Source organism: Cryomorpha ignava (assembly GCF_010686655.1).
Classification (GTDB): Bacteria; Bacteroidota; Bacteroidia; order Flavobacteriales_D; family Cryomorphaceae; genus Cryomorpha; species Cryomorpha ignava.
This window is the reverse complement of sequence record NZ_JAAGVY010000001.1, coordinates 52,396-75,648: the sequence shown is the minus strand read 5'-3', so window position 1 is coordinate 75,648 and position 23,253 is coordinate 52,396. Positions and strand designations below refer to the sequence as shown.

17 protein-coding genes are annotated in these 23,253 nt (G+C 41.1%); 8 read left to right on the top strand and 9 right to left on the bottom strand.

The features are described from left to right. The first annotated feature begins 1 nt into the window (after position 1). Together G3O08_RS00320 and G3O08_RS00315 are read left to right on the top strand one after the other, a co-directional pair. Positions 2-1,792 carry a ribonucleoside-diphosphate reductase subunit alpha gene (locus tag G3O08_RS00320; protein ID WP_163282671.1) on the top strand — a complete coding sequence of 597 codons (1,791 nt, stop codon included), beginning with the start codon at positions 2-4 and terminating at the stop codon, positions 1,790-1,792. A 135-nt stretch (positions 1,793-1,927) separates the two neighbouring features. Continuing rightward, the gene (locus G3O08_RS00315; protein ID WP_163282670.1) at positions 1,928-2,707 is read left to right on the top strand and encodes a M90 family metallopeptidase; all 780 of its coding nucleotides are present in this window, start codon (positions 1,928-1,930) and stop codon (positions 2,705-2,707) included. A gap of 99 nt (positions 2,708-2,806) precedes the next feature. Here the strand turns inward: G3O08_RS00315 and G3O08_RS00310 are convergent, their stop codons facing one another. The 4 genes from G3O08_RS00310 to G3O08_RS00295 all read right to left on the bottom strand — a co-directional run bounded on the left by G3O08_RS00310 (position 2,807) and on the right by G3O08_RS00295 (position 8,410). Beyond that, on the bottom strand, positions 2,807-5,326 hold the full coding sequence (locus G3O08_RS00310; protein ID WP_163282669.1) for an ABC transporter permease: 2,520 nt from the start codon (positions 5,324-5,326) through the stop codon (positions 2,807-2,809). Positions 5,327-5,330: 4 nt separating this feature from the next. Then, entirely contained in the window at positions 5,331-6,032 is a 702-nt protein-coding gene (locus tag G3O08_RS00305; RefSeq protein WP_163282668.1) for an ABC transporter ATP-binding protein, read from the bottom strand. An 89-nt stretch (positions 6,033-6,121) separates the two neighbouring features. Further along, positions 6,122-8,065: a T9SS type A sorting domain-containing protein gene (locus tag G3O08_RS00300; protein WP_163282667.1), complete on the bottom strand. Its 1,944-nt coding sequence runs from the start codon at positions 8,063-8,065 to the stop codon at positions 6,122-6,124. 15 nt (positions 8,066-8,080) lie between these two features. Further along, the gene (locus G3O08_RS00295) at positions 8,081-8,410 is read right to left on the bottom strand and encodes a hypothetical protein (RefSeq protein WP_163282666.1); all 330 of its coding nucleotides are present in this window, start codon (positions 8,408-8,410) and stop codon (positions 8,081-8,083) included. Between the two features lie 274 nt (positions 8,411-8,684). On the opposite strand from G3O08_RS00295, the gene G3O08_RS00290 reads away from it, so the two are divergent. The 5 genes from G3O08_RS00290 (at position 8,685) to G3O08_RS00270 (ending at position 13,979) form a co-directional block, all read left to right on the top strand. Continuing rightward, positions 8,685-9,311 carry a GDSL-type esterase/lipase family protein gene (locus tag G3O08_RS00290; RefSeq protein ID WP_163282665.1) on the top strand — a complete coding sequence of 209 codons (627 nt, stop codon included), beginning with the start codon at positions 8,685-8,687 and terminating at the stop codon, positions 9,309-9,311. A gap of 35 nt (positions 9,312-9,346) precedes the next feature. Then, positions 9,347-10,183 carry an N-formylglutamate amidohydrolase gene (locus G3O08_RS00285; RefSeq protein WP_317163986.1) on the top strand — a complete coding sequence of 279 codons (837 nt, stop codon included), beginning with the start codon at positions 9,347-9,349 and terminating at the stop codon, positions 10,181-10,183. Continuing rightward, positions 10,180-11,994: a flavohemoglobin expression-modulating QEGLA motif protein gene (locus tag G3O08_RS00280; protein WP_163282664.1), complete on the top strand. Its 1,815-nt coding sequence runs from the start codon at positions 10,180-10,182 to the stop codon at positions 11,992-11,994. Before G3O08_RS00285 ends, G3O08_RS00280 begins: the two co-directional genes overlap by 4 nt. 87 nt (positions 11,995-12,081) lie before the next feature. Next, positions 12,082-13,122, top strand: coding sequence for a glutathione synthetase (locus G3O08_RS00275; RefSeq protein ID WP_163282663.1), 1,041 nt, complete (start codon positions 12,082-12,084; stop codon positions 13,120-13,122). Positions 13,123-13,289: 167 nt separating this feature from the next. Further along, positions 13,290-13,979 (top strand): arylesterase, encoded by a 690-nt coding sequence (locus G3O08_RS00270; protein WP_163282662.1) that lies wholly within the window; start codon positions 13,290-13,292, stop codon positions 13,977-13,979. A 186-nt stretch (positions 13,980-14,165) separates the two neighbouring features. On the opposite strand, the gene G3O08_RS21390 is transcribed toward G3O08_RS00270, so the two are convergent. The 3 genes from G3O08_RS21390 to G3O08_RS00255 form a co-directional block, all read right to left on the bottom strand. Beyond that, the gene (locus G3O08_RS21390) at positions 14,166-15,467 is read right to left on the bottom strand and encodes a T9SS type A sorting domain-containing protein (RefSeq protein WP_163282661.1); all 1,302 of its coding nucleotides are present in this window, start codon (positions 15,465-15,467) and stop codon (positions 14,166-14,168) included. Beyond that, complete coding sequence (locus tag G3O08_RS00260) at positions 15,412-16,047, bottom strand: choice-of-anchor L domain-containing protein (RefSeq protein ID WP_163282660.1); 636 nt, start codon at positions 16,045-16,047, stop codon at positions 15,412-15,414. Before G3O08_RS00260 ends, G3O08_RS21390 begins: the two co-directional genes overlap by 56 nt. 252 nt (positions 16,048-16,299) lie before the next feature. Then, the gene (locus G3O08_RS00255; RefSeq protein ID WP_163282659.1) at positions 16,300-16,956 is read right to left on the bottom strand and encodes a metal-dependent transcriptional regulator; all 657 of its coding nucleotides are present in this window, start codon (positions 16,954-16,956) and stop codon (positions 16,300-16,302) included. 118 nt (positions 16,957-17,074) lie between these two features. Between G3O08_RS00255 and G3O08_RS00250 the strand changes: the two genes are divergently transcribed. Then, a complete protein-coding gene (locus G3O08_RS00250) occupies positions 17,075-19,390 on the top strand; it encodes a TonB-dependent receptor (RefSeq protein WP_163282658.1) in 2,316 nt (771 codons plus the stop codon). Between the two features lie 146 nt (positions 19,391-19,536). Here the strand turns inward: G3O08_RS00250 and G3O08_RS00245 are convergent, their stop codons facing one another. Then, entirely contained in the window at positions 19,537-21,576 is a 2,040-nt protein-coding gene (locus G3O08_RS00245) for a homoserine dehydrogenase (RefSeq protein ID WP_163282657.1), read from the bottom strand. Next, positions 21,576-22,916, bottom strand: coding sequence for an O-acetylhomoserine aminocarboxypropyltransferase/cysteine synthase family protein (locus G3O08_RS00240; RefSeq protein ID WP_163282656.1), 1,341 nt, complete (start codon positions 22,914-22,916; stop codon positions 21,576-21,578). The genes G3O08_RS00245 and G3O08_RS00240 overlap by 1 nt, the downstream gene beginning before the upstream one ends. Positions 22,917-23,253 lie beyond the last annotated feature (337 nt).

The window sequence follows — 23,253 nt, the reverse complement described above, 5'->3', positions numbered from 1 at the left end:
GATGGAATTAAACACAAACCTACAGGAATCTGAAGAAAAAATTGAAGGCGCTAACCAAACGCTTGTTGATGCGCGCAAAAACGCATTAAAAGGAATGAAAGCTAACACCAAAACAGGGGGGTTTAAGTGGCTGAATGAAAACAGCCGAAAGTTTTTGGCATCGGGATACCTTACTGACGATGCTACTCCCGAGGCACGTATACGCGAGATTGGCGAGAGAGCAGAAGAAATATTGAAAATGCCGGGCTATGCCGATAAATTCTATCACTATATGTCTGAAGGGTTTTTCTCGCTGGCATCTCCCGTTTGGTCTAATTTTGGAAAAAGACGTGGCCTTCCAATAAGCTGTTTTGGATCGCATATCGACGATGATATGGGAAATATCTTGTACACCCAGTCAGAAGTGGGAATGATGTCAAAGCTCGGCGGTGGTACATCCGGATATTTCGGAAAAATAAGACCAAGAGGTGAAGCGATTCGCAACAATGGCGAAGCATCAGGATCTGTGCATATTATGCAATTGTTTGAATCTATGGTAGATGTGGTGAGCCAGGGATCTGTTCGCAGAGGCCGTTTTTCACCTTATTTGCCTATCGATCACAAAGATATTCGCGAATTTTTGGAAATTGGAACTGAAGGAAATCCCATTCAGGAGCTTACGCATGGCGTAACCGTAACCAACAAATGGATGGAAGAAATGATCGCCGGCGATGACGAAAAACGCGGCCTATGGGCACGTGTGCTTCAACGTCGTGGCGAAATAGGTTACCCATATATTTTCTTTACAGACAATGCCAATAGCGGGAAACCTGATGTTTATAAAGACAAAGACCTGCCGATTTATGCCAGCAATCTCTGTACAGAAATTATGCTGCCATCAAATCACGATTGGTCATTTGTATGTGTACTTTCCAGCGTAAATGTTTTGCATTACGATAAATGGAAAGATACCGATGCGGTTGAGACAATGGTTTATTTCCTCGATGCGGTAATCACCGAGTTTATTGAAAAACTGGAAGCATACCGCGATTCAGAATCACGTGAAGATCGCCTGACATTTATGTTTATGGAGCGCGCATACAATTTCGCTAAAGATAACCGCGCTTTAGGTTTGGGAGTTTTGGGATGGCACTCTTTATTACAATCAAAACGACTTTCATTTGATAGTCAGGAATCTTACAATCTGAACAGCGAAATTTTCAAAGAAATTAAAGACAGATCTTATAAAGCTTCAGAAGAATTGGCCGAAGTATTTGGCGAACCAAAAGTGCTGAAAGGATACGGACGTAGAAATGCAACCCTTAATGCGGTTGCACCAACTACCTCATCGGCATTTATTCTCGGGCAGGTTTCTCAAGGTATTGAGCCCATCTGGTCAAATTGCTATGTGAAGGATATTGCGAAAATTAAAACGACTATTCGGAATCCTTTCCTGGAAGAACTATTGAATGAAAAAGGTCAAAACACCAATCAAGTATGGAAAAGCATTCGCGACCGCGACGGTTCTGTTCAGCATTTGGATATTTTGACTGACGAAGAAAAGGCAGTTTTTAAAACCTATTCTGAAATTGATCAAATGGATATTGTGTATCAGGCAGCAAACCGCCAAAATCATATCGATCAGGGGCAATCTCTAAATATTATTGTTCACCCAGATATGCCGATTAAGGACGTCAATAACATCCATATCACTGCATGGAAAATGGGATTGAAATCATTGTACTACCAGCACAGTATGAATGCTGCTCAACAATTTAAACAGAAGAAAGATTGCGCAAGCTGTGAGGCTTAAGAAAGAAATTTTTTAATTAAGAGTTACAAAGCCCCGTTGCACTCGCAGCAGGGCTTTGTTCTTTTTATATGAGGAGGTTTATGAACTAAATACTTTCGCACCAGTTATCTACCAAGTAATCTATTTTTGCAAACTATGATGTACTTCTTGTTGGCTCTCGCTGCGGTTATATTGTTTTTCATTTTAAGGTCGCCTAAAAAGCCTTCCAGCAAAGGTATAACCCTCTCTGATTCAGAAATTAAGAATAACCTTTCGGAAAATGTATTGTTTTACAAAAAACTGAACGAAACGGATCAAATTGCATTTATTGAAAGAATAAAAACTTTTCTCAACGACGTTTTTATTGAAGGCGTAAATGTGTCCGTAACAGATCTCGATAAATTGCTTGTAGCCAGCAGCGCAATTATTCCCGTTTTTAATTTTCCCGAATGGCACTATTCTAATTTGAGCGGTGTGCTCTTATATCCCGATAGGTTTAACAGTGATCTTGGCTACGCTTCAGAAGAAAAAGACAGAATGATTACCGGAATGGTTGGCTCTGGAAAGCTCGAAAAACAGATGATTCTTTCAATTAAGGCATTGCGTTTGGGTTTTAGCAATAAAACGGATAAATCGAATACCGGAATTCACGAATTCGTGCATTTAATAGATGGTTTAGATGGGTCTATTGACGGAGTTCCTGATAGACTTATTGAGCATCAATACAGTATTCCATGGATGAAACTCATTCAAAAAGGAATGGCCGATATACATAATGAGTCATCTGATATCCGGCCTTATGGAGGCGTAAATGAGAGTGAGTTTTTTGCTGTTGCTTCTGAATATTTTTTCGAACGTCCCAATCTCATGAAAAGGAAGCATCCCGAACTGTGGAAGGCTTTCAATTCATTTTTTGGTCAGCCTGAAGAGGAGTAACCTATTTGGATTGTGAGAGTGATGCGCATTCTCGGTCTTAACGAATAGCACTGTTAAGACTTTCAAGCCGACGATTGAAATGAGTGCGTACGGTACTAATCATTCTCTTCTCAAAATCTCAAGCGGTGGTTTACGCAGCACATCACGGCTATTGCTTAAGCCAATAAGAATGGTAAGTCCGGTAATGGCGAGATACATAATTAGAAGTAGAAGAAGATTTGGCGTAAGCACCGTATCAAAGCTCAACCAGGCGAGGAGCCAGCCGGCTATCAACGCAATAAATATCCCCGTAAGGGCAGCCAAGCTTCCTAAAATGAGATATTCCAGTAAGTTGATGCGAATAATGTGATGCCTTTGCGCTCCCAATGTGCGGAGCAGCACGCTTTCTTGGATTCGCTGATATTTGCTTAGTAGCACAGAACCCAGCAAGACGATAATGCCTGTGAAAATGCTGAAGAAAGCCATAAACTGAATCACGAATGACACTTTTCCAAGTACTTCATCGACCGTGTTTAGCACCAGCTCTAAATCAATAATCGAAATATTAGGATAAGCGGCTACAACCTTGCTTTGCAGAGCCGCCGATTCATCCGGATTTTTGAAACGTGTAAGTATGACGTGAAATTTGGGTGCGTTTTCAAGTACTCCTTCCGGGAAAAGTACCAGAAAATTTGTGGTAACCCGCTGAAAATCTATTTTGCGTAAGCTGCCCAGTGTAGTTTTCATCAAAGCGCCCTGCACATTAAATACGAGTTCGTCGCCAACAGTTACATCCATCCTTTCGGCAAATCCTTCATCCATGGAAATATAAATGGGCTCACCTTTGATATGCTTGCCGTTCCATTTTCCTTCTATAATTTCTTCGGCGTCCGTAAGTGAATCACGATAAGTTACTCGGTACTCTCTGTTTAGCATGCCATCGCTCACCTCTGAAGTGCTATCGGCACGAAGCTCTGATGCGCTGCGACCTTTTACTGATTCCAGCCGCATGGTAACAATGGGTACTTGTCCCAAAACCGGGAAATTACTTGTTGTAACCAACTTTTCGACCGAGTCTAATTGATTGCTTTGGATATCAAAAAGAACCATATTCGGCCTGTCAGTCGAGGCCGACGAAAACTTGAGTTTGTCAACCAAAAGCTCCTGGCTTATTAGCAAAGTGGCGATTAAGGCCGTTCCCAAACCAATGGTTACAATCAGGATAAGCGTTTGATTATTTGGCCGATACAGATTTGATAAGCTCTGGCGTAGCACAAAAGAGCTGCCTGTGGGAAAAAATCTACGAACCAACCAAATTATAGCCTTTGCCACGCCCGCAAGCACGCCAAAAGCTATTAGAAGTCCGGCGGTGAAAATGGCAGCACGGAACAAATTATCAAGCTGTATCCATGAAAATGAAAGAATAAAAATCAATATCAGGAAATAGACGAAGTATGGACTTTTTGCCGTCGTTTCACTTTCGAAAGATGCGCGAATGGCCTTGAGTGGAGAAACTTTACGAATGCGCAAAAGTGGAGGTAACGCAAAGAGTAAAGCGGCAATTACACCGAGTAAAATTCCCTGAATAATAGATGAATAGCTTAGGCTTACGCCAACAGTAACAGGAAGAAAATCGGAGAAGAGGCCGGGCAGGAGAAACTGGATTCCCGCGCCGAGCGCAGCACCGATTACAGATCCTATAAATCCCATAATCACCACTTGAATAAGATAAATAGCCATAGCCTGCTTGCCCGTAGCACCCAGGCAGCGCAGAACCGCAACCGACTTTACTTTTTCTTTGATGTAGATACTCACCGATCCTGCTACGCCCACGCAGCCGAGGATTAGCGCCACAAATGCTGTAAGGTTTAAAAATCCCGTAAGGTTGCTATATGCATCACCGATGCTTTCTTTTCGCTGGCCTACATCATCAAAATCTAAATCGGTAGTTTCAAGCCAGGGTTTTAAGAAAGTGTCAAATTTCTTGGGATCGAAGTTGTCGGGGTATTTGGCATAAATCTTATAATTCATTCGGCTTCCCAGCTGCAAAAGCCCGGTTGCTTCCATAGACTTAAAGGGAATAAAAACGGGAGGTGCCACTGTGGTAGTAATCGCCGATCTTCCGGGAACTTTGATAACACGGGCGGCAATATCAAAACTTACTTTACCTATTTTTACCGAGTCGCCGGGTAAAGCATCAAACTGAAGCATAAGCGTTTGGTCTGCCAGTGCTTTGTTAGAATTTGCAATTCCATCGGCTCCATTTACGGGATTTGTCTCAATGGTTCCGTAAAAAGGAAATCCTGACTCCAATGCACGCACATTCACCAGCCGGGTTCCGCCATTCTTTGGGAAATACGCCATTGAGGCAAATGAAATTTCTTCGGAAGTCTCAAAATTGAGCGAGTCAAACCGAGCGCGAACTTTGTCGTTAATGGGAGTACGACTGCTCACTTCCAGATCGGCGCCGAGAAGTTCCTTGGCTTCATTTTCAATTTGGTTGCGCAGGTTTTCACCAAAAGAATTTATCGCTACCAAGGCTCCAATTCCGAGTACGATGCTGCTCATAAAAAGGAGTAATCGCCCCTTGTTTGTGCGGCTATCACGCAAAGCCATTTTAAAAAGCCAGGAAATATTCATGCGCTTATTGGGTTTGTAGAGGTCGCAGAGAATCAGTATATACTTTGCCGTTTTTCATTGTGATTACTCTGTCTGTCCGCTTCGCCAAATCGAGATCGTGAGTAACCATTATTAGCGTTGTTCCGGCTGTTTTATTCAATTCTAAAATCAGACTTTCTATTGTGGCACCGGTTTCGCCATCCAGATTTCCGGTAGGCTCATCGGCAAAGAGAATTGCCGGTTCATTGGCGAAAGCCCGGGCAATAGAAACCCTTTGCTGCTCACCACCAGAAAGCTGGGCCGGATAATGCTTTACGCGATCTCCAAGTCCAACTTTTTCTAAAAGCTCCATGGCACGCTTTCGCGGATGCGAACGGTTTTGCAACTCAAGCGGTATCATTACATTTTCAAGCGCAGTAAGCGTAGGTAGCAGGTTGAAATTTTGAAAGATAAACCCCACATGCTGGTTTCGCACTTTTGCTTTTTCATCTTCGCTTAGCTTGTCGAGTACAATTCCATTCAGCATTACAGAACCTTCGCTGGGGTTGTCGAGGCCGGCGCAAAGTCCCAGAAGGGTAGTTTTTCCACTTCCCGAAGGACCCACAATGGCGCAGCTGGCACCGCGGTTTACCTCAAAACTTACGTTTCGAAGCACCGTAAGAGATGATTCACCGCTTTTATAGGTTTTGGTGAGATTTGAAACTTGAAGTATTGAGTTTTGAGGCATTCTCCTTTTTTTCAATGAAAATTTTATAGGCTATTCTCGCATACAAAACTACCATATCGCGGGGAATGTTTATGCTAAACACAAATACATTACTCTACTACAAACTTAGCCGTCCCACCTCCATTTTCAGAATCTATCCACAGCATATACATACCACTATTCAGATTTTCAGTACTTATCAATTCATTTTGGGAGATATTACCAGACTGAATTATACGCCCTGATAGATCAAAGATTTTGAAATTGGCTTGTTGGCCATATGCTCCCGAAACACGAATATAGACGGAGGAGGGATTGGGATATACCTTAAAGTTTGTAGGACTTTTAATTTTCTCTGTACTCGTAAAAATCTCAGGAGCAGAGTAAAATGCAAAGAAAGAGGTTGGGCTTTCTGTAGTGATAAGTTCAGTTTCAGCAAATGGATTTAGATCAGAAGAGGTATTATAACCCAACATTCCTTGAATAAGTAAGGTATCACCTCGATAAGGGAGAATCGCGTTAATGCTTAAACCACCACTGCCAATATTGTGCTGATAGGGAATGATCCATTGGTTTAAAATACTTAAATCTTCATCGAGCCATATTATCACCGTTCCTTTCCCTGCTGGCAGGCTAAGGTTTGTAGTTTGCTCACTTCCATCAGATTCTGTAAGTGTGAACACTATGGTAGTATCATTTAGAGCAATATAGGATTGTACCCATGCGAGCCTGTCTTCAACATCATAAAGAGAAACTCTTGGATTGCGGTTGAAAAAATTCATTGCATCATAGGTATAGCTCAACTTACCGGTTACATTTCCATTATCATCTATTTTATATAGGCTGGCTTCGGAATAGGAGATATGTAGTTGTTCCGGTAGTATTGGAGAGCTTGGAAAATAATCTATATATGAGTTGTCTTGTCCTAAATGGTTTCTGAACAATAGGGTATCACCGTCGTGACTTAAGGCGGAAAAAGTGGAACTTATATACGTGTTGTCATTTTTGTTTAAAATATTGTTTATATGATTTCGGACTGAAATTTTTGTGTCAAACGAAAGTGCAGTATCTGGGAATAAATTATTGTAAGCATATAGCTCAGTTAGCCACTCGGTTTCTCCAGTAATAGACTCTTTTGTTATATAAACATGGTAAAGTGAGTCATTAGAAGCCATTTCAAGTTCTGCTCCCGAAATACTGATGGGCGTATCGTTCCCACGCACAATTCCAGCTCTCCATAAGAATGGCATATTTGGACTTGATTCTACACGCGATAAAAACTGGCTGCCTGTGGATGAACCAATTTGTTGACTGGTCAATTCATTGGTATTTAGATTTAATTCTAATCTCACAAGATGTACTTGACCTCCCCAGTTTGTGAATTCAAATGAATTGTTTAGAGTCTGTTCTCCATCTAGTAACACATACGATATCAAAATACTATCGCTTACTACAACTGTATTTTTATAGTTTTTATTGCTTACCGATAGCCAGTCGACAGCATGATTGTAACCATTAAAGGGCTCTTGATCTTCCGCGAAGAAAGAAACTGAAAAGTTCAAAAGTCCTATATTAGTTTCAGTTGCGGGGTCGTATCTTATAAATACATTCTGACCATAGGTTGGCGATGGGTAATTATCGATTGTTGGAATAGTTGGAAATAACTCTGGAGTTGTATTAAAATCCGATTCTCGATTAAAATTTATTATCGCTTGACCGCTAGGAAGCCAAGCAATATCTTGGCTTCCTAAAGCATTAATAAGAGTGGCTCCGGTTGGTTCAAAATTAAAATCATATAAAATAAGCCCTCTGGTAAAAGTGGTTCCATCTAAAACCAAATTTTGAGGAATTTCAGACCAAACACCAATATCTACGCTTGGAGTACCAAATGATTGCCATTGGTAGGTTATTGCATAACCTAAGCTATCTGGTGAAGGCACAAACCGAAATGATGACCCCGGAATTACCTTTTTATAAACCAGTTGGTTTTCTTGCGAAAATAAGAACTGTGAGTAAAAAAAGAGTAGCGCTAAAAAGAGTGTATTTCGACACATTCGTAACATATCAGATTAGTAGGCTGCAAAATTATATTGTTGTGGGATTCCTGTTGAAGGGCCAGCTTGATATCCACCACATGGACTTGTTCCAGATTGATAATAAGTGTTACAATTAATACCCGGGGAAATTTCAACATCGGGAGTCGAAAAATTTAAAATTGGAACAAAAAAGACTTTGAAATAATCGATGTTATCAACTAAATAAACGGTGTAAACATCATTTGGTGCACAGGCCGAACTTACAGTACTAGTGTTGCAAAGAACAATTTCTACCGCAAAATCACAGTCTGATTTATTGGACAAATGCAATTGAGTTTGAGATTTTGCTTGAAGCGAGGCCATAAGTGTAAAAATAAACAACAATAGAGATGTTGTTATAAATCTTTGATTAGCAAGTAAGTGTGTGTGTGTGTGCTTTCATAATTTAGAGTTTTTTGGATTTATTGAATGAAGTTAACAAATTTTAGTTTAAACCAATAATTTATTTGGGTTTATCGATTTATATGTGACTATCTGCTACAAATTCAACACATTATTCGTTTGTTTTCCTGAAGCCAAGCCTTAATAATTAGGGATTCTCCAATTTTGTGTTTTTTACTGCCATCAAAGATTCTAAATGAAAAGAACCATTCAATTATTTTCGTCCATTGTCTTCTTCGCATTAGTCGGATGTTCTAATAACGATGTGAGCGATAAATCTGAACCCGTTAAAAGTGATACAACATCGACTAGAGTAAAATCAGAAGACAAAAAAACAATCCTCTTTTTTGGCAACAGCCTCACCGCCGGCTATGGGGTTGAGGCAGATGAATCTTTTCCTGCCTTGATTCAGATGTGTATTGATTCCTTAGATCTGCCCTACACTGTTGTAAATGCCGGAGTGAGCGGAGAGACTACCGCTACCGGCTTAAGCCGAATTGACTGGGTTTTGGAAAAAAAAGATGTCGATCTTTTCATTCAGGACCTCGGCGCTAATGATGGTCTGCGCGGACTTCCGCCGGCAGAGACAAAAAAGAATTTGATAACGATGATTGAATGCGTTAGAAATGTTCACCCAAAGTCTGAAATTATCCTGGCCGGCATGATGGTTCTGACATGCGCAAAGAAATTTTTACTAATGGAGATCTGCACTATTTGCGACAACAAAACTACCATTTGGCGACGATTGTTTACAATACTCATAAAGGAGTTTTCATTAATTATGATTCCGATCCATCTCAAGCCTTTTCTGAACTTTTATTGATTTTAAAGGTTGATTATTTTCAAACAACAGCAATCATGGAAGCAATGCAAAAACTTCGTATTTCTGAAATTATTGACAATATAAATAAGGAGCAGACTTTTGAAGCCGTGGCTTACGACTACTCTTTTACAATTAAAATAGCAGATTACACTCCATATATATGCGGCGCAGTGCACGATGGTCATCAATTTAGAAAGGAGCTTTGGGAAAAATGTACGCATAGCGAATACGAGCGCTGGTACGAGGAAGATCCTTGTACAAAAGAAATGGTTCAATCGCACCCCATAGTTATTGCCGGGCGAGACAGCCGCTTTGAATATGACTTAAACCGCGATCCCGAAAATGCTATTTACGACGATGCGTGGGGAAAGAAACTTTGGAAACAACCGCTTACTGATCTGGAGAGGGAACAAAGCATCGAAAAGCACACTGCATTTTATAAAGTGATAGCTTTGTTGGTGGCCAAAGTTGAAAATATTCACGGTAGGGCTGTGGTATTTGATATGCACAGCTTTAATAGAAAAAGGTGGGACAGAGAAATACCTACATGGAATATAGGAACAGGGAATATAAACAATGAACGCTTTGGCAGAATTGCTGAATCATGGAGAGAGAAACTGGCTGAGATTACATTTCCCGAAAGGATAAAATCGGGCGCTAAAATAAATGATACATTTCAGGGAAACGGATTTTTTCTAAAGTACATTACAGCGCATTTTAAAAATACGCTTGTACTCGCCACCGAAATAGCCAAAGTATATTGTGATGAAGAAACAGGGATAGAATTTCCCGAAATAGTGCGAGCTACAGAGCAACAACTGATAAAACTTATTCCGCAGCAAGCCGCTGAATTTATGGAAATGGAATTATGATTGAAACGATTCAAACAGTAAAAAGCAAAATTGAAGCCGGTGAGTCTATAAATTTAGAACTGCCCAAAAATGGAATGCTACATATCGAAAAGCCGCTTCCGTATATTTGTGTTTACCGTTTTAAGAATGACGATCCCTACTTTGCCGGATTGTTAAAAACGCAGGCCTCGTACCTTATTGCCGATGCCGAACTGGATATTTCCGAACTTTTGAAAGAGATTTCAATATCGGTATCAGAAAAACTAAATGCTTTTTTGATTTTGGAAATGTGGCCTGTGCGAACGGCACACGATGCGCAGTTTGGAATATTTTGTCCCGAGAATAAAGCAGTGGCAACGATTGCTTCGTTGAAAAAAGGATTTGAAAAGATAAAAAAAATCTATCCGGGTGTTTCTGCCAAAGTGATAAACACTAAGAATAGACAACGCGGAGATTTGGCGCCTTTGATGAATGTAGATGAATCAAAAGAATCTGGAAGTTTGATTATTGGAATTGCAGTGCCTGCTATTTATCAAAATACAGCGGAGGAAGAAATTTATTCCCTGTTTTACAGACGTTTTTACTCCTATTTTTCAGAGATTATAAAGCGGGCGGCTTTTGAATTTATTCGCGTGCAAACCTCAAATCCCTTTGGGCATTATCTCATGCTGGGAAAAACGAAGCTGGAGAAAGTTACTTTAAATGCCGACAGCCTGTTAGCAGGAATTAGCGAAGAAATGTCTTTTTTGCTTAGAGTAACTCCGGTAAATGGAACAACGGAGTGGGAAAATTTCCAAAAGAATAACTTTACCAAAGTGCCCGCATTCAATTATCGTCTTATTTCTATAGATCCCGAAAGGAAAAAGCGCGAGCTTTACAATATTCCTTTAGAAAAGATTAAGGATCCAACCATAGCATATATTTTGCGCGACAAACGATTGGAAATCGAAAAGCAGCTCACCATGCTTGAGGAGCGAAATACCATTAACTTTCGCTACATCGGCCAAAGCCTTTACGGTAAAATAGAAGACCGCGTGATCGTTGCAGCCAACCAAATTTTGGAGAAATTTCCAGATCAGGACAGCTCCGAAGAAATAACAGCGTTAAGCTGCCACGACTTTGCGCGCCGCGCGCAGAAAGAACTGGATTATTATCAAAAAGAATTTCCTGAAACACCTCTATGTCTGGAAATAAGAAAGGATGTAAACGGTATTATGGTTTCCCAAAGCTCCTTGCTGATTAGCGACCAGTTTACACTTGATGAGCGCCGGTGCGATGCATTGATTCAGCACGAAATTGCGACCCATATTGTTACTTATTGTAATGGGCGAAATCAGCCGTTAAAGCAAATGTATGCCGGGTTTTCGCGATACGATCAGCTACAGGAAGGGCTTGCGGTACTGGCAGAATACCTAGTTAAAGGATTAAGTATAAACAGAATGCGCACACTTGCCGGAAGGGTGATAGCGGCAGAATCTATGGTAAAAGGGGCAAGTTTCATAGAAACATTTAACCTTTTGCGTGCACGCCGTTTTTCAGATTATACTTCATATTACATTGCCATGCGCATTTATCGTGGCGGTGGGTTGGTGAAAGATGCTGTTTATCTTGCAGGATTGCTCGATGTAATGGATTATTTGAAAAAAGGCAGAAATTTAGAGACGCTTTACACCGGAAAATTCAATATAAATCATGTAGATATGATTGAAGAATTGATGCATCGAAATATTGTCAAACCCCCTGTATTGCCTCGGTTTTTGCAGAGAGATTCGGTAAGAGTCCGATTGGAAATACTGCGTCACGGCATTGAGGTTACCGAACTTTTAGAATAATTTAGGGTTGTATTAGATCAAATAGTGAATCTGATTTTTTTTAGAAAAATCTAATTTATAGCGATTTCACACCCTTAAATTTAAAACATGAAAATAGCATTCATTATCAACGACCACAGTACCGAGCAGCCGAATTATACGACTGCCGCTATTGGATATGCTGCTTATAAGCGAGACAATGATGTTTATTTTATAGGCATTGGTGAGCTGGCTTATGCTTCAAACGGACATTTTTCTGCACGATGTAAAACCATAAAGGGCAGTACTTTTAAATCGCAGGAAACCTTTTTTAAAGCTATGCAAAAAGAAGAATTTTCGCGTATCACGTCTGAAGATCTGGATGTTTTGTTTTTGCGAAACGATCCTTCTGATGAAATAAATGATAGAGACTGGGCGCAGAATGCGGCGTTTATTTTTGGAGGTATCGCTGTGAATGATAAGGTATTGGTCATAAACCACCCAAGTAGTTTGGCAAGCGCTGTCAATAAAATGTATTTTCAGCATTTTCCTGAAATATTACGTCCAAAAACGATTATTTCAAGAGATCAAAAAGAGATAAAGGATTTCTTTAAAGAGCAAAAGAATAAAATGATATTGAAACCTTTGCAAGGTTCGGGGGGCAAAAATGTGTTTATGATGGACAAGAAAAACGAACACAACCTTACCCAAACTATTGATGCGATATGCAGGGACGGATATGTAATAGCGCAGGAATATTTGGCTGAAGCGAAGAATGGAGATACCCGTCTTTTCTTAATGAACGGTGAGCCGCTTCAGGTAAACGGAAAATACGCAATGATGCAAAGGGTAAATGCAAGCGGCGATATTCGCAGCAATATACATGCAGGTGGAAGACCGGAAAAAGTAAAAATGACCGACCAGATTCTTGAGCTTGCAGAAATTGTGCGCCCGAAATTGGTTCAGGACGGAATGTTCCTGGTGGGAATAGATATTGTAGGCAATAAGTTAATGGAGATAAACGTGTTCAGCCCCGGCGGATTAAATATCATGTCGCAAATGTATGAGGAAGATTTTGCCACAGAGGTTGTGAAATCTATTGAGCGAAAAGTGAGATATAAAAATTTGTACTCCAACTATTTGTACAATAGTAGGTTGGCAACGCTATAAGTAAAATTACTGAATTTGTTAAGGAAGTCTCTATTTGATTTAAGGGAATAATCTCCGATTCAATTTTGAGGGTTGCCTTCTTAATCATATGCTACTGACAATTCCCTAAATTTGCTTATTCTAATAAAAACCTTCGAATTACTCGAATCAGAAAACTATAAATCAATATGCTGAAGTCCATTCATCTGCTTACCCTCTTTCTAATTATCTTTTTGATAAGTTGTACCACTTCTGAAACTGAAAAAACTTCAGAAAAAACCCAAAGTGAAATCCCAGCCGATGAAAAGGCAAATGCTAAGAAAAAAATTATTCTCTTTTTCGGCAATAGCCTGTCTGCGGGATATGGAGTTGAGGCAGACGAGTCGTTCCCGGCACTGATTCAAGTCAGAATAGATTCGTTAAATCTCCCATATACCGTAGTAAATGCGGGAGTAAGTGGTGAAACTACCGCAACCGGCCTCAGCCGTATAGACTGGATTTTGGAAAACGAGAATGTCGATATTTTTGTGCTGGAGCTCGGTGCAAATGATGGTCTGCGCGGGCTACCACCGGCAGAAACCAAAAAGAATTTAATTAGTATGATAGATCGGGTACGGAAAGCGTTTCCCGAAGCGACTATTTTACTTGCGGGAATGATGGTTCCACCCAGCATGGGGCAGGATTACGGTGCAAAGTACAATGCTATTTACGGCCAGATTCAAAAAGAAAAAAATGTGGAGCTAATTCCTTTTCTACTTAAAGATGTCGGCGGAGTTGATTCGCTAAATCAAGATGATGGAATTCATCCAAATCCTGCCGGAGCTAAGATTGTGGCTGAAAATGTATGGGAAGTATTGGGGCCGTTGGTAAGGGAGTAGTTGGTATTGAGTAGTTAGTATTGTGAAAAATCGGATTTGGTTAAATATATATATTACCATACCGATACTTAATTTCTTTGGTAGTAAGTTTTTGGTTTCTCAATACCTTCAAGCAGCTTCTGCGAAGCTCTCTTTGAAGTTGAATCTCCAGCAACTTTTCCTTGCCAATTGCAAAGTGTTGACTGCCTATTGAATGAGAGCAAGCTTCGCAGATATCAATTGCGATCCGGTTTCAATCTGAAGCATATATACTCCCGAAGACAAACCTTGTGTGGCAGTAGTTTGGGATCCTGATTTTGCATTCCTTTTTACCACTTCTCTTCCGAGTTGATCGAAAAGAGAAAAGGTATAAACTCCGTTTGCATCGTTGCCCGGTTGAATAATCAGGTTTTTGTTTTCATCAAACCAGGCTGTCCAGTCCGTTTTATCAATGCTTTTTGTCGAAAGGGTACTGAATTGAATTTTCGCCACGGCGTAATCAGCCGAAGAACCGCCGACTACAATAGGCTGCGGTACAACAAGTACGTAATACGGATTTTGAGTTGTAGGTTGAGGAATGTTTAGCAAGATGTTGACGATGAGAGATCCACCGATATTCATTCCCGGCCCCTGATATTCTGAAATTAAAATATCTGACTCATTGTATATTGAGTCTTCGAACCAATATAAATTTACGGGTGATTCGGTCAGATAATTCGGACCGGGATTGTATGTTTTATAGCTAAAATCAAAACTGGTTTGACCCGATAAAAGAGTCATCTCAGAGTACTGTGGTGTTAAGCTTACGCAAACTGAATTATTATCTTCAAAAGTGAAAGATAAGATGGCTCTATTGTTTTCTACCACAATCTCGCCCGGTGCGGCGGGTATATCTACTATTACGAAATAGGGCAATGAAGAAACGGGATAGTTGAAATCGGTGATCGCAAAATTTGCTTCAACACTTTCAAGAGCGGCTAATTCGTCGGCAGATAAAGTTGCTTGTAAAGTGCTTGTTGCCGGATTAAACTCTTCTACCAGCGAAGTATATATGTTTATTTCATAATCAGGATAAACCGAGGAGCTGAAATTAAATGTGTTAACGTTTAAATGAATAGTATCTTCTGCAAAATAAGGCAAGTTATCAAAGCTGGCATTGACTACAATATCTGGTGTTTGTGTTACTGTGGCGCAAGCGCAATCGGCTGTAACAAGGGATGTGCCTGAACCAGTTGATTCGCAGGCGTCGCCAATATTTGCAGAAAGCAGCGGGCAGTCGTAAGTTGAATTAACGCTTTGGGAGTTTATGAAAACTGATGAATCAAAATAAGGGTCGCCCGTGTCACAAATTCCAATCTTTAGAGTGTAAGCGTCGCCAATTATCAATGGCATTGTTGCAATTAAGGGTACAGTAAATCCGGGAATTGTAATTCCGTTTGCATCTTCCGATTGATTATTTATATAGTAAATGTAGGTTTCTGGTTTCTTCCCAATCGGGATTGGCTTCATCGCAAAACACAAGATCAAAATCTTGAGGGCCAAGGCCGTTTAAAGAATTTACTGTAACTGGAATGTTCGTGAAAGGCACTACGGAATATATGTCATAATCGTCAGAAGTATCAGGTTTTAAGAGAATCCCCATTATATCATTGAATTGAGAACAAATATAAGCTGGGTATTCATCGCTCCCAAAAATAAAGGCAAGTTCAAGTTGACTTTCATTTGCGATAAAATTTATTTCGAGACTTACGCAATCATACAAATTAGCGGCAGATTGATATAATTGGAGATCAGAGTCGTTTTGATAGGGATTTGATAAGCTGCCAAAACCGTCAGTAAGGCTATTGACATGTCCAGAACTTAATGCAAAGCCGTTTGCTATTGGAAAATCTGGCCCTTCACTCTCAAATGTGCATATTGCTTCAGGGCTTCCGTTAAATGCAAAACCCGTTACGGTAATTTCGTTCATGTTGCCAAATATTGAATCAACGATAAACTCTACTGTTCCTTCATTAGATTCCACAATAGTTTGAGCTGAAAGTAAAGTTACGAATGACGCAAAAAGTAGTGATAAGAAAAGCTGTTTCATAGTGGTTGGTAAAAAAAATATACGGGAAGATAATGATATCAAGTGAAAACTACCAAGAAAAAATGGATATGGAGCGACGTACTCTCTTCTAAGCTTGTGCTGACTTAGCGGCGTTTAAGTGTGCTCAACGTCATGACTCTTAAATTTAAACGAACTTTTCTTATGATCATTTTTTCCATCGCTAACTCCAAATGCACATCTTGCAGCCGGAAGCTTACGACTGTAGCGGATTCGTATGGAAGGCTTGCAGCTTTAAAGAAACTCAACCAGCAATCTCTCACAAACCTTAGCACTAAGGCCTTCAGATTTCCGATCGTTGTAGCTCACCACCATACTTCCGTCAAAAGGCTCTACAGAAATGACATTAATCTCTGTACCCAATTTGAGATTTCGGGAATTTAGAAAATCGAGAAATTCAGTTGATGAATGTGCCAATGCGGCAAGCTTTACTGCATCACCAGGCTTGTGTTCATTTAAGGGTTTGTGTTTTAAATCGGCAATGATACCTTGGGCATTTGGTATGGGCGAGCCATGCGGATCAATTTTTGGGTGGTTGAGCAACTTGTCCATGCGCTCAAAGAAAATCGGCGAGTTAATATGCTCAATTTGCTCGGCAATATCATGCACTTCCTCCCAGCCAAAACCCATCTTTTCGGCGAGGTACATCTCTGTGAGGCGGTGTTTTCGGATCACCAGAGCCGCCATTTTCTTGCCTTCTTCCGTAAGCTCAATCGGCTTGTACTTTTCGTAAATAATCAACCCCTTTTTAAGCAGATTTTTTACCATGCTATTTGCCGTAGGCATACTAACTTCAAGGGTAGAGCTAAGTTCAGAAATACTCACTTTCCCTTCTTCATCTTTCAGATTAAAAAGAGCCTTTAGATAATTTTCTTCGGTGGGAGATGCCATAATTGAATTACAATTCTACAAAAGTAAATAAATTATCTTGAAAACATTTGTTATATCAATCTAACTAAATACTTTTGACTGGCTAAAAATAATTAAAAGTATGTTCAAATAATATTGAATGAAATCACTAATACTGCTCACTTTAATCATTATTTTCTCATTTTCAATCGGCTGTGCTCAAATCGGCAACATTCGCGGAAGCGTAAACGATATCGATGGGAAACCACTCCCTTTTGCAGCAGTGCAAGTTAAAAATACAAATCTGGGTACAGCTGCCAGCGAAAGCGGGAGTTTTACAATACATAATGTTCCGGTTGGAGCCCAAACAATTGAAATAACAACTTTGGGTTTTCAGCGATATTCCACTTCTGTGGATGTAAAAGCAGGCGAAACCGTAGAAATTAATGCCAAACTTAAAGAAGGTATGCTCGATATAGAAGAGATAGTGGTAACCGGCACGCGCACTGCTAAGCGGCAAACGGATTCGCCGGTCATTGTAAACCTGATTGACAGCAAGGATCTTGATCAGGTTGTGGCCACCAACCTTTCTGAAGGTCTTCGTTTTCAACCCGGGCTTCGCGTAGAAACAGATTGCCAAACCTGTAGTTATACACAGATTAGAATGAACGGTTTGCAGGGTGGATACTCGCAAATATTGATAAATGGTCGACCGACTTTTAGCCCCTTGACAGGTTTGTACGGCCTAGAGCAAATCCCCGTAAATATGATAGAGCGAATAGAAACAGTGCGTGGTGGTGTGTCTGCACTCTATGGGTCAAGCGCTATTGGCGGTACCGTAAATGTTATTACTAAAGTTCCAAACGATAATGGCTACAGCGTTTCGAATACGTTTCAAAGTATTAGAGGTAAAACCAACGATAATATCCTTGCGGGAAATGCCACGCTGGTAAATGAAGCTCAAAATGCTGGTGCGACTTTTTTTGTGAGCAATAGAAACCGCAAGGCGTTTGATGCAAATGGCGATAACTTTTCTGAATTGCCACAGCTTAAAAATAATTCATTTGGTGCCAACCTATTTTTCCTTCCGGCAAAAAATCAGAAACTTGAAATAAGCCTTAGCAGCATTAACGAATACCGCTATGGTGGCGAAATGGTAAAGGGGGCAGCCCACCTGGCTAAGCAATCTGAAGAGCGCACGCACAATGTTTTTATGGGAAGCCTTGATTATCAAATCAATTTTAATGAAGATAATAATTCATTGATCGCTTATTACGGCGCCCAGCGCACAGATAGGCAGCACTACACAGGCATTGTGCCTGATGATGATGAACAGCTAAAAGTTTTTCTTGCCGATCCGCCTTATGGAGCTTCCGATGTAATTACCCACCAAGGTGGACTCCAGTTTGATAATAAATTTAAGCAATTTTTAGGCGGAAGCGCCGTGCTTACTATCGGCGGTGAATATCTGTATGACAGCGTTTACGACGAAATTGATGCCTATAATTATCTGATAGATCAAACAACAACAGATCTGGGCATTTTTGTGCAAAACGATTGGGATGTAACCAAAAAGCTGAACTTTCTGGCCGGATTCAGACTCGATAAGCACAATTTGGTTGATAACATGGTTTTCAGTCCGCGACTCTCGTTGCTCTATAAACTTGACAAAAACATGCAATTCCGATTGGGCTGGGGTACTGGTTTCCGCGCTCCGCAGGCTTTCGATGCCGATCTACACATTGCCTTTGCAGGTGGTGGCGTTTCGCGCATCACTCTGGCCGATAATTTGAAAGAAGAAAGATCAAACAGTTTTACAGGCTCTGTAAATTACGATAGAGCTACGGAGCATTACATTTTCGGATTTACCGTAGAGGGTTTTTATACGACGCTTGATGATGCGTTTTATCAATTTCCGCTTGGCGAAGATGATTTTGGCGAGCGCTTTGAAAAGAGAAATGGATCGGGAGCAACCGTGCAGGGAATTACCTTAGAGGCAAGAGCTAATTTTGATTACGTTGTTAATATAGAAGCGGGTTTCACTATTCAAACCAGTCTGTTTAATGATCCTGTTGAAAACATGGAAGGTCTTCCCGCCAAACGCGAGTTTTTGCGCACACCAAATACGTATGGATATGCGACCCTTACCTACAATATCTCGAGAATTACGAATGTTTCCGCAAATTTTCTGTACACAGGCAAAATGGATATTCTACATCTTGGAGGTGAAGATACTGGTCATAGGGATGATGCGTATTACACGTCATCGCCCTTTACAGAAGTTGGTTTGCGCGCTGGTCACACCTTTGCCTTAAAGAAAGGGCAGACAGGATTGGAGATATTCGCAGGCGCGAAAAACATTTTTGACGCATATCAAAACGATTTCGATATTGGAAAAAATCGGGACAGCAATTATATCTATGGCCCAAGCCTTCCACGTACCTTTCTGGTTGGAGTTAAGCTGAAATCGCTTTAAATTTTTACAGCGTGAAAAGCATTTATTTTAAACGTGTTTTTATAGGGATCATAGCCGTGTTTTAAAACATGCTATTATTCGGAACTATCTAACCAGCCAATAATTGAAAAGGAAAACGTCATAAAAATTCAATATCCTAATCCGTATCAGTTCAAAGCCAATAATAGCTTCTGTACTTTTTTTGTCAACCCATTGCGTGCATTCAGCAGATCGCCCACCATTGCCGAAGCTGTTGGATTCCCTCCTGCACCGGGCCCCTGAAATAGCAATGGCCCCGTATGCTGCCCGTAAATTATTACGCCATTCAACTCATTATCAATGTGAAAAAGAAGATCGGATTTTTCAATATAGGTGGGTCGGATGTCTATAATAAAGCGATCATCGACTCTTTGAATGTCGGCTACCAGCTTTATTTTTTCGTTTTGTTTGGCAGCACGCTTTACGTCAGCCAGGCTCACCTCTCTGATGCCTTCCATTTTTACGCGCGTAAATTCAGGCATCTCGCCAAAGGAAGCAGCTGCAAGCAAAACAGCTTTGTAATACGTGTCAAACCCATCAATATCGCTGGCAGGATCTGACTCGGCAAAACCCAATTCTTGTGCTTGTCCAAGAGCGGTTTCAAATTCAATACCTTCCAGAGCCATTTTAGTGAGAATGTAATTGCATGAGCCATTGATAATTCCCCTTATGCGGCTTATGGGCTCTGCAGTAAGATGTTCTCGGATTGCGCGAAGAACAGGTATTGCGCCACCTACAGCCGCCTCGTATAGCAGATGCCCACCATATTCGCGCTCGGTGCGAAGTAAAACGGAGAGATTTTCTGCGAGCATCTTCTTGCTTGCGGAAATATAAGTTTTGCCCTGCTTTAAGGTCTTTAGAGCATAGTCCAAAGCATCGCCAGAATGGTCTATTGCTTCGAGTACAATTTGAATTTCGGGATGATCAATAATCTCCCAGGCGTCTCTTGCCAAAAGGCTACCCGTCAAATTTTTGTGCTTCGCGGGGTGCTTTACAGCAATTTTTATCACTTCGTATTCCGGAAGGTTCTCAACTTGCTTGTAGAGCGCCGCACCAACCGTTCCGTGACCAATAATTCCTATTTTTTGTTTCATTTTTATCGTGTTGTGATGATTAATTTCGCTTGTAATTTCTTTTTTAAGGTGGATGTCTTTTGATTTTAGAAAGCCAGAAATCGCTTCTGATAACTTTTTAGTTTCGATTAGAAATCCATCGTGGCCAAAGTCAGATTGTATAGATAAATGCTTTCCATTTTTGATTCTCTGGGCTATTCTCTCTTGCTCCATTGGCGGAAAAAGCAAATCGCTATCAATTGAAATAGAGAGTGTTTTGGCTTTAATTCGACCAAGGGCTGCTTCAACTCCACCATACCCAAGCCCAATATCATGGCTATCCATAGTGTGGGTAAGCCAGTAATAGCTCAAGGCATTAAACCGTTCCGCCAGCTTTTTGCCCTGGTAATTTTGATAAGATTTAGCCCGCCATTTCCATGGGATATCGGTATCGGTTCTTGCCTGCGTATTCGCGTAAGCTGAATAGTTGCGGTATGAAAGCAATGCCATACTACGTGCAGCGCTCATTCCTAAAAGGCCTGCTTCGGGCGATAATTCTCCCCATGTGCCATCGGCTTCAATAGCCATGCGCTGCGATTCGTTGAAGGCAATGCCCCAGGGCGAATGGATTGCTGATGTGGCGATAACTATAAGATTTTCAAACCTATCGGGCTCATCAACTGCCCATTGCAAGGCCTGGTGGCCACCCAAAGAACCACCGATTAATACCCCGATTTTATCAATTTCAAGATTCTTCGCCAGCAACTTATGTGCTTTGATGAGATCGCGCACCGTCAATTTGGGAAAATCGTAATAATACGGCTCTCGCGATTCTGGATTTTCCGAAAGGGGACCCGTACTTCCATAGCAAGAGCCAAGTATATTGGCGCATACAATGCAGTAATCTTTTGGATTGAAAATAGCGGTATTTCCAAATAGTCCGCGCCACCAGTCAAGTGGGTCTGCATTTGCCGTAAGGGCATGACACACCCATACCACATTGCTGCCGTCGGGCTTGGGCTTTCCCCATATTTGGTAGGCGATGGCAGGCCGCTTTAGCAGCCCGCCATCGCCCAATTCCAAATCAACTTCCGATTGAAATATCTTGTCTTCCATCAGTTTAAAACGGGCTCACCTATTGTTTTTGAAACTTCTATGGCCTGCTCAAAATCGGCTTTGATATCTTCGATATGTTCAATACCTACAGAAACGCGAAGTAATCCCGGCACAACACCACTCGCTCTCTGTTCTTCGGGCGAAAGTTGCTCGTGGGTGGTAGAAGCGGGGTGGATGATAAGCGTTTTGGCATCGCCAATATTCGCGAGGTGGCTCACCAGCTTCAGGCTGTCAACGATTTTATCAGCGTGTTCTTTTCCACCTTTTACTTTGAAAGTGAGTACACCACCAAAGCCGTTTCGCAAGTATTTCTTGGCCAGAGCATGGTACTGGTTGGTAGGAAGTCCGGGATAATTTACCCATTCTACTTCGGCTTGGGCTTCCAGCCAATGGGCCAGCTCCAAAGTGTTATCTACAGTGCGTTGCACGCGAAGGCTAAGGGTTTCTATTCCCTGCAAAAACAAGAAGCTATTGAATGGCGATGGAGCGGCACCAAAATCGCGCAAACCTTCTACTCTGGCTCTTAGTGCAAAGGCGATATTTGGCAAGCCAAGTGGATTTCCTTCGCCAAAAGTATCCCAGAAATTGAGACCGTGGTAGCTATCAGATGGCTCCGAAAATTGTGGAAACTTGCCATTCCCCCAGTTGAAGTTTCCACCGTCTACCACCACACCGCCAATGCTGGTGCCGTGGCCTCCAATCCACTTGGTTGCAGAAGCTACCACCACATTTGCTCCGTGTTCAATAGGCCGAAAGAGATAGCCGGCAGCTCCAAAAGTATTATCTACAACCAATGGAATTTTATAGCGCCCGGCAAGTTTCGCAAAAGCTTCAAAATCGGGAATATTAAAAGCGGGGTTGCCAATTGTTTCAAGATAGATCGCTTTTGTATTTTCGCCGATAAGGCGCTCAAAACTCTCCACTTTATCTACATCCCCAAACTTTACTTCAATGCCCAGGCGGTTAAAATTGTTTTTAAATTGATTGTAAGTTCCGCCGTAAAGCGACGATGAAGAAACAATGCTATCGCCCGCTTGTGCTATATTGTTGAGGGCCAGAAACTGGGCGGCTTGTCCGGATGCTGTACCCACGGCGGCCGTACCTCCTTCCAGAGCTGCGATGCGCTTTTCAAACACATCCGTAGTGGGATTCATTATGCGGCCGTAGATATTGCCAAACTCCCTCAACCCAAAAAGATTAGCAGCTTTTTCGCTGTTTTCAAAAACGTAAGAGGTGGTTTGGTAAATGGGTACTGCCCGCGATTTGGTTGTTGGATCTACATCTTGGCCGGCGTGCAGCTGGAGGGTTTCAAATCTTAATTTTTCTTTAGTTGTGCTCATGATTTTTGAGATTTATATGGATTATTAGATAAAAGCGTAGAGAGATAAAACGAGGGGACTGGATACAGGAATTCCCGTCCGAAGCATAGGCTTCAGCGGGCAAGTATCACATAAAATTTACTTAATGGGATTTCTTTCGCTTCAGCGCATGCAGGTGCACATACAACACATAAAACACATCATGTGAGTAGGCATTGCGCTGGTAATAGAAATATGTAGCGAAGAATTATTCATTGTCCTTTCAATAGGAATGACAAATTTAGAGTATAATTTATGTAAAAAGCAAATATTTTAGAGAAGAAATTTATAAGAAGCTGGTAATCAATATCATAATTTC